Here is a 7263-nt window from a genome sequence, read left to right on the forward strand (position 1 = left end):
CCCCCCGCCCCCCCCCCCCCCCCCCCCCCCCCCCCCCCCGGGGGCCCGCGCCCGCGCGCCCCCGGGCCCCCCCCCCCCCGGGGGGCGCCGGCTTCGCCCCCCCCGGGGCATCGGGCAACTCCCACGCATCGGTAGCGTTCCTCTTCGACTCCCGACTCCCGACCCACGCAGACCCGTAACCTGACCACTGTGACGGACGGATTGCCCCGGAGCCAGAAGGAAGCGGAGCGATTGGCTCAGCGGCGCGACTTTGCTCGCGGGTGCCTGCTGGCATTGATCCTCGAAGGTGCGGCACTCCTGGCAGCAGTCGGATGGGTGATCGCCGTCGCAGCCGGTTGGCTCGAGGCCGGGCGAGCGCTGGGCTTCGCGTTTGCCGTTTTCACCGGCGCCGCGGCCGTCGTGGCGTTCGTGATCGTCGTGATGGGCAACACGCGGAAGCAACGCGCCATCCGCGATGCGACCGAGTCCGAGCCGACGACGAGCGCGGAACGCTGACCCCCACAAGCCAAAACGGCGAGCAGGTTTGCCTGCGTCCCGAAGACCACCAAGACGTCCGATCCGTCATCCCGAGCGCAGCCGAGGGACCTCGCCTGGTTGCCTGCGACACTCGACACGCGAGGTCCTTCGACTCGCTGCGCTCGCTCAGGATGACGGACCGGAAGCGTTTGCGACACCGTCTCGGGCAGGCGTGCGTCTCACCGAGACGCAATCCGTTCGTGCCCGCACCCAGCAGCAGGCGGAGCCGTCGGATGGGGAATAAACTGGAATCGCTCCGCAACGCGTCGGCCGGTTGCCGATGTTGCGGGTGAACACACCGCAGAGACTCACCATGCGTAACCAGTATCAAACGACCTCGTCATCGGCTTGGGGTGCCGGTGCCAGCGCCTTGCCCGTCAGCGAGGCCCCGGCCGAGACCCGCGCCGACTTCCTGAAAAAGACCTACAGCCACCTCGCCGCCGCCGTCGCGGCGCTGGTGGCCCTGGAGCTGCTCTACTTCGCGATCGTCCCGCGAGACACCTTGCTGTCGATCACCGGTGCCGTGTTCGGCGGGTTCGGTGGCTTCGGCTGGGTCGGCATCCTCATCGCCTTCGCGGCCGTCAGCTATGTGGCCCAGAAATGGGCGATCGAAGGGGTCGACAGCGGGAAGGCGTATGCAGGACTGACGCTCTACACGATCGCCCAGTCGCTGATCCTTCTGCCGCTGCTCGTGGTCGCGACGACCTTCACCGGAAGCGATGACGGCACCAGTTTCGGACTGATCCCGACGGCTGTGCTCGTCACGGCCCTCATTGTCGGCGGACTGACCGGCTTCGTCTTCGTGACCGGGGCCAACTTCAACTGGCTCGGCGGCATCCTGGCCGTCGGCGTGCTGGGGCTCATCGGCATCTTCATCGGGAGCCTGATCTTCGGATTCGAGCTGGGCCTGATCTTCATCGTCTTCGGCGTCGTTCTGATGAGCGGCTTCGTCCTGTACGAGACCAGCAACGTCCTGCACACCTACCCGGTCGGCAGCCACGTCGCGGCGAGCCTCGCGCTCTTCGCCAGCATCGCAACGCTGTTCTGGTACGTGCTGCAACTACTCATGCTGCTTCAGAACCGCGACTAGCCGTCTCGCTTTCACCAACCACCCGACGCCGGACCTTTTGGTCCGGCGTTGTTCGTTTCTGCTCTAAAGTCGCCCATGCCGTGGACGACGCTGTGTGATCTGGACGAGCTGAGCCGTCAGGGCGAAGGCACCTTCGTCGACATCGACGGCCGAGAGCTGGCCGTGTTCCTGGATGGCGAGACGCCGCGGGTGATGGACAACCTCTGCCCGCACGCCGGCGGGTCGATGGCGTCGGGCTACCTCGAAGAGCAGGGCGGCGTGATGTGCGCGATCTGCCCCTGGCACGGCTGGGGCTTCCGCGTCGACACCGGCGACTACATCGACATGCCCGGCTTCGAAATCGCCATTTACGACAGCCGCATCGTCGACAACGACGGCAAGCAGCAGGTCCAGGCGGACCTGCCGATGACGTGAAAATAGGGACTAGGGACTAGGCAGATTCTCTGCTCTGGTCCTAGTCCCTAGCGCCTAGCTCCTAGTCACTTGTCGTTCAGCCGATCGTCTTGATCACACCCTCAGCGGCGGCTTCGATGCCGGTGATGACGACGTTGAGGGCCTTGTAGCCTTCTTCGCCGCTGATTTCGGGCGGGGTGTTGGTGAGGATGCTGTGGGTCAGCATGGCCGCGACGCCGGAGTCGGTTTGCTTCTCGTTGGTGGCCATGGCACCGGCCTTGATGCGTTCTTTCCGGCCGCCGCGGTAGTCGACCATGACGCCGTCCGCCCAGTCGCCTTCTTCGCCGATGCGCATGACGCCGTTCTCGCAGAAGAGGCGTGTGCCGTTATCGCCGATACGGCCGAAGTTGGTCCAGGAGATGTGGACGGAACCGATGGCCCCGCTCGCCATCTCGCATTCGAGGAAGGCGTTGTCGTCGACCTCGACAGGCGAGCCATCCGGGTAGCGTTTTGCGAGCGTCTTGACGAAGCCGCCGATCTTGGCGAACTCGTCGCCGGTGAGGTAGCGCATGAGGTCGGCCTTGTGGATGCCCAGGTCGCCGCAGACGCCCATGCCGGCCAGTTCCTTCTTGAAGAACCAGCTCTCGATGCCGTCGACACTCCAGCCGTCGGCCCCGGGGTGCTTGAAGTTGGTCTCGTAGGTCAGGATTTTGCCGAGCTTGCCAGAGTCAAGGATTTCCTTGGCGGCGACGTGGGGCGGCATGAGTCGCTGGTTCATGCCGATCATCAGGAACTTCCCGCTCTTGTCGCGAGCCGCGATCATCGCCTTGGCGTCTTCACGCGTGGTGGCCATCGGCTTCTCGACCAGGACGTGCCGGCCGGCGTTGTGGGCGTCGATGGTCTGGGGCGCGTGCAGCGCGTTGGGCGTGCCGACGACGGCCGCGTCAGAGTCGACCTTGGCCAGCATCTCCTTGTGGTCCGTGAAGTACGGGATGTCGTAGTGGGCCGCGATCTCCTTGGCCCGAGCCTCGTTCGGGTCGCACAGGGCGACGAGCTTGCTGTTGGCGTGCTTGTGGATCTCGGGCAGGTGACGACGCTGATTGATGGCGCCGGCACCCATTGCGACGTAGGAAACGATGCGTTCGGACATGGGCCGGGCACTCTACGACGAGGATCGCCGGCATGCCAGACGGACCGACGACTCGTCCGGGTTCAGGAGGAACCGATGACCTGCTCTGCCGCTTCGAGCTTGGGACGGAGCTTGGCGTACGGCACGTCCTGCACCGACGTGCCTTCCTTGACGGCCAGGCTCGCCGCCAGTGCCGCGGACTCGCCCATGATCATGAACACGGGCTCCATCCGCAGGCTGCCGAAGGCGATGTGGCTGGCCGAGGCACAGACGGCAACGAGCAGGTTGGGGCACGACCCGTCGGGGGGCGTGATACAGCCCTGCGACACGACGTACGGCCCGGGCCCTTTCAACTGGACGTCGCCCTCGTTGAAGACCCGGCCGTCGCGGATGATCCGCTGGACGTTGTGGCTGTCCATCATGTAGCTGCCCATCGCGATCGGGTCGTCGCAGACGTGCTTCAGCGTGACGTCGGCCTCGGTGAGTGTCGCCTTGCCGCGGAGTCGCCGGGCCTCGCGGACGTAGAGCTGATGCGGCCAGTGATCGGTCTCGACGTACTCGTCCCGGGCCATGCCCCAGGTGGCGTAGGCGCTGCGAATGTGGTCCGGCACACGCTCGTCGTTGGCCATGAAGTAGTAGAAGCCACGCTGCCAGCGGACGTGCTCCTGGAACAGCCGCTCGCGCCGGGCGAACCCGGCCTCGGGCCATGTCCAGCTCTGACCGATGAAGTCGCTGGAGACGGCGCCGTGGTTGTTCGCGTCGGTCTTGTGCGGTTTGGCGAGGCGATCGAACTTGCGGATCAGCCCGTCTTCACGCAGCGAGTAGTTGAAGTCGTCGGGCCCGAGTCGGTCGAAGGTCGCCAGCCACCGCGCGGCCAGCTCGTAGTGGGCCGGGTCGTAGCCGTCGGGAGCGGCGAACGGAACGCGGATCGCGTCGTCGTCGGTCAGGCAGACGCGGAAGTTGTACGCCTGGACCCGGCCGTCACCCGAGCCGGCGGGTGCGGCGTCGCGTGGCTCGACGCCGTAGAGCACGCCGGAGTTCGGATCGCCCGGCACGACGTACGGATCGACGGGATGGTCGAACTGGTGCTTGTGGCGAACCTGGACGCCGTTGATGGTCTCGCCGAAGGTCGCGTTGCTCTCCCGGCCGACGGAGTAGGGCACGCCCGCCTGTGCCATGAGGTCGCCCTCGTAGGCGCAGTCGACGAAGACCTTCGCCCGGCATCGCAGGCCGCCGAGCATCGCGATCTCCGTGATCCTGCCGTCTGCGTCAACGTCGCAAGAGGCGAGGAACGTGCCGTGTCGAACCGTCGCGCCCGAAGCTTCGGCGTAGCGGTCGATGACGCGTTGGGCGACGCTGGGCTCGAACGCCCACTCCTCGTCGCGGCCGTACTCGGTGCCGAGGTCTCGGTAGAACTGCCTGGCGCGTCCGCCGATGACGTCTTTGTGCCCGAAGTCGGTCCATCCGAGCCCGCCGGTGGTCATCCCGCCCAGCATGAACGCGGGATTGAGGATGGCCACGCTTAGTCCCTCGTCGGCCGCGGTCTTGGCGGCGATGACTCCCGACGCCGTCCCGCCGTAGATGCAGACGTCGACGTCGAGTCGTTCGTCGCTTCGGAGGATGCGTTCCGGCAGGAAGTAGTGGGGCGTCGGCATGGCGGCACCGTATCGAACCCGACCGGGGTCGCTACTGCCGATCGCCGTCAATCCGGAAGACCGTGGCGTAGCGAGCATCCAACGCACGGACCGAGTGCAGCAGCATCAGACCGAGCCAAGTCAACAGGGCCGATGGCAGTCCGATCGTCGCTAGGCCCTCCAGCAACGAGCCACCCACGGAAAAAGCGTGATCTGCCAACTCAAGGACTAGCAACATGAGGAAGATGATCATGACAAGGCACGGGATCCCACGAGTCGCTTCGTGGAGCAGCTGCCAGTTTGAAGGTCGTGGGGCGGACACACCCGTTGTCCGCAACACCATGACGCGCAGCATTCGGTCGACACCGAGCGTCCAGACCGGGGCAAGGGAGATGGCGAAGAACGTTACGAGCGACAGCCAGATGATGTCGTCTTGCTCGTGCCGATACCGCGTCCTGGCCAGCCACATCATCGCAGCCCAGTGACCGGTGAAACCGAGGGCGACGACCCAGCCGACCAACGCACCAAAATCAATAGAGTCGGGATCGACGTCGCGTGGGACGACGCGTCGCAGCTGTCGATAGCCGAGCACGCCGCAGACAACGATGATCGGACACATCATCGCAGAGAACCGAAGCGGGAACGGCAGGCTCTTCCGCTCGTTCCAGAACGGGATGAGGAAGAGGAAGAAGGTCCCGGCGACGAACGCGACCGCCGCCAGGCCGGAGATGCTCAGCAGCAGGGAGCCGCGATGGGCGACTCGCAGCTCCGACGGCGAGAGTGCCGGCAGCGTTTCCGGGATTGATGCCGACACGCGCTGCCCGCATTCGGGACAGCGGCCTTCGACCGGCTGGCCACGAAGGTCGTAGCCGCAGCTCACGCAGACGATGCCAGCTTCGGCGACGCTCATGCCATTGCTTGTTCCAGAAGTCGGCGTTTCACGTCACATCGCTCAGCGACACGACCGACTTCGTCTCTGCCGACTTCGTCACTGCCGCGAGGACGCGTTGGGTCTCATAGGCGTCGGCGAAGTCCGGCAGCGGGACGACCGGGGCGTTGCCACTCAGCACCGCATTGATGTCCGCGGCCTGGTTGACGAACGAGTGCTCGTACCCGATGTGGTGCCCGACGGGCCAGTAGGCGGCGGCGTACGGGTGGCCGACGGAGCCGTCGCTGACACGGATCGTGCTCCAGCCCTGCTCGCCGTCGGGCAGCGTCGCGTCGTACCACTCCAGCTCACCCATGCGGGCGAAGTTCCAGCGGATCGCGCCCTTTTCGCCGTGGATTTCCAGGCGGTTGCCGTTCTTGTTGCCGGTGGAGAGACGCGTCGCTTCGAAGGTGGCGATGGCTCCGCCCGTCAGGCCGGCCGTGAAGATGACAGCGTCGTCGACGGTGCTCTTACCCATTTTGCTGCCGCCGGACGCACCCTTGCCGCTGATCTCGCCGCCGGCGTCGTCGGGGATGGGACGCTCTTCGATGAACGTCTTGAGCACCGCACCGCCGACGGTTTCGAACTCGAGGCCCGTGATGAAGCGGGCCGAGTCGATCGAGTGGGCACACAGGTCGCCCAGCGAGCCGCTGCCGGCGACGTCACCCTGGAATCGCCAGACGAGCGGCGCGTCCGGCCCGGCCCAGTCCTGCAGGTAGAAGCCGCGAACGTGATAGATCCGGCCGAGCTTGCCGGATGCAACAAGCTGATGGGCAAAGGCCATCGACGGGCAGCGGCGGTAGTTGTACCAGACGCTCGTGGTGCCCTTGGCACTCGCCGCGGCGTTGCGCATCTCGCGGGCGGCGTCGAGGGTGTTGGCCAGCGGCTTTTCGCACGCGACGTGCTTGCCGGCTTCGAGCGAGGCGATCGCCATGTCGCGGTGGACGTGGTTGGGCGTGCCGATGTCGACGAGTTCGATGTCTGGGTTCGCGACGGTCTCTTTCCAGTCGACGCTGGCGTTGTGCCAGCCCCAGCGCTGTCGGAAGGCCTCGAGGTCGTCGCGGTCGCGGCCGCAGATCGTGTGCATGTCGAACGGCCTGGCGAGGTCGAAGAATCTGCCGACCTGGCTGTAGGCGTTGGAGTGCGTTCGGCCCATGAACTTCTGGCCGATGAGGCAGACGTGAATCGGAGTATCCGGCATCGCCGCGTTATACCGCGGCGGTACGATGGGTGTCATGCCGATTCACGACTGGACACGGGTGGACGCGGGCGCGTGGCACGACTTCCACGTCGGTTGGATCGCTCTTCTTCGCACCCGGTTCAACGACGGCCTTCTTCCCGACGGCTACTACGCCATGGCCGAGAAGCGCTTCGAGTTGGGTGAGGGCGATGTCATTACGCTCGAGGAGGCGAGCCACGAGATCATGGGCGATGTCGACGACGGCGAGGGCGGTACTGCCGTGCTCGCCCGGCCGCGGCTCAGCGTCGAAATGGAGAGCTCGGAAGTCAGCGACTTCGAACCGCGTGGTCGAAGCATCGCGATCCGTCACGAAAGTGGCGATCGCCTCGTCGC

At 66.0% G+C, this 7263-nt stretch carries 8 protein-coding genes; 4 read left to right on the forward strand and 4 right to left on the reverse strand.

Annotated features, from left to right (window positions below; translation table 11 throughout):
- Positions 1–189: 189 nt before the first annotated feature.
- The 3 genes from AAGI46_14240 (at position 190) to AAGI46_14250 (ending at position 2020) form a co-directional block, all read left to right on the forward strand.
- Positions 190–495, forward strand: a complete 306-nt coding sequence (locus AAGI46_14240) for a hypothetical protein (GenBank protein ID MEM1013367.1) — start codon at positions 190–192, stop codon at positions 493–495.
- 334 nt (positions 496–829) lie between these two features.
- The gene (locus tag AAGI46_14245) at positions 830–1606 is read left to right on the forward strand and encodes a Bax inhibitor-1 family protein (GenBank protein ID MEM1013368.1); all 777 of its coding nucleotides are present in this window, start codon (positions 830–832) and stop codon (positions 1604–1606) included.
- Between the two features lie 75 nt (positions 1607–1681).
- Positions 1682–2020: a Rieske (2Fe-2S) protein gene (locus tag AAGI46_14250; protein ID MEM1013369.1), complete on the forward strand. Its 339-nt coding sequence runs from the start codon at positions 1682–1684 to the stop codon at positions 2018–2020.
- Between the two features lie 76 nt (positions 2021–2096).
- Here the strand turns inward: AAGI46_14250 and AAGI46_14255 are convergent, their stop codons facing one another.
- The 4 genes from AAGI46_14255 to AAGI46_14270 all read right to left on the reverse strand — a co-directional run bounded on the left by AAGI46_14255 (position 2097) and on the right by AAGI46_14270 (position 6891).
- Complete coding sequence (locus AAGI46_14255; protein MEM1013370.1) at positions 2097–3149, reverse strand: Gfo/Idh/MocA family oxidoreductase; 1053 nt, start codon at positions 3147–3149, stop codon at positions 2097–2099.
- 62 nt (positions 3150–3211) lie between these two features.
- On the reverse strand, positions 3212–4783 hold the full coding sequence (locus AAGI46_14260) for an FAD-dependent oxidoreductase (protein ID MEM1013371.1): 1572 nt from the start codon (positions 4781–4783) through the stop codon (positions 3212–3214).
- Positions 4784–4814: 31 nt separating this feature from the next.
- Entirely contained in the window at positions 4815–5672 is an 858-nt protein-coding gene (locus tag AAGI46_14265; GenBank protein MEM1013372.1) for a hypothetical protein, read from the reverse strand.
- Positions 5673–5700: 28 nt separating this feature from the next.
- Complete coding sequence (locus AAGI46_14270; GenBank protein MEM1013373.1) at positions 5701–6891, reverse strand: Gfo/Idh/MocA family oxidoreductase; 1191 nt, start codon at positions 6889–6891, stop codon at positions 5701–5703.
- Between the two features lie 34 nt (positions 6892–6925).
- Here AAGI46_14270 and AAGI46_14275 point away from each other — a divergent pair.
- Positions 6926–7263: hypothetical protein (locus AAGI46_14275; GenBank protein ID MEM1013374.1), on the forward strand; the 338-nt coding region annotated here is incomplete at its 3' end.

The sequence above is a fragment of the Planctomycetota bacterium genome (genome assembly GCA_038746835.1).
Taxonomy (GTDB): domain Bacteria; phylum Planctomycetota; class Phycisphaerae; order Tepidisphaerales; family Tepidisphaeraceae; genus JBCDKH01.